The 603-nt window shown below is 45.6% G+C and carries 1 protein-coding gene; it reads right to left on the reverse strand.

Going from position 1 to position 603, the window contains the following annotated elements:
* Positions 1-593: phosphoenolpyruvate carboxykinase (ATP) (locus tag R7Q11_RS27680; RefSeq protein WP_225467172.1), on the reverse strand; the 593-nt coding region annotated here is incomplete at its 3' end.
* Between the last annotated feature and the right edge of the window lie 10 nt (positions 594-603).

Here is a 603-nt window from a genome sequence, read left to right on the forward strand (position 1 = left end):
TCAGTAAGGTTGAAGACCGTGAAGTTTTCAGAGTCCAGACCTTGCTCTTCCCTTTTCGGGTTGGTGCATTTCGCGCCGTTCATTACTACGAAGTCAGGTTCAAACGTTGCAAGTTCTTCTTCGGTAGGACGAATGAACATGTTTTTTACGAAGTGTGCTTGCCATGCTACTTCCGTGATTACACGAATGCTCAAGCGAGTATCTGGGTTAGCACCACAGTAACCGTCAACGACAAATAGGCGTTTGCCAGACAACTGGTTAGTCACCAACTCTTTTAGGTCGTTCCACACTTCCTGAGTGATTGGTTTGTTGTCATTTTTTACGGTGTCAGAAGTCCACCACATGTGTTCTTCTGTCGTCGCATCTTTAACGATGTATTTATCTTTTGGTGAGCGACCAGTAAAGATGCCTGTATCAACAGCAACCGCACCTAATTCAGTAACCACACCGCGTTCGTAACCAGTTAGGTCAGCGCGCGTTTCTTCCTCAAACAGCAATTCGTAGCTTGGGTTGCGAATAACCTCTTTTACGTTATGCAGTCCGTGTTTGGTTAGATCAAGTGTTGCAGCCTTTGTATGTTCCATAACGGTCATAGGTGCTCCT

This window comes from Vibrio sp. 970 (genome assembly GCF_033339075.1).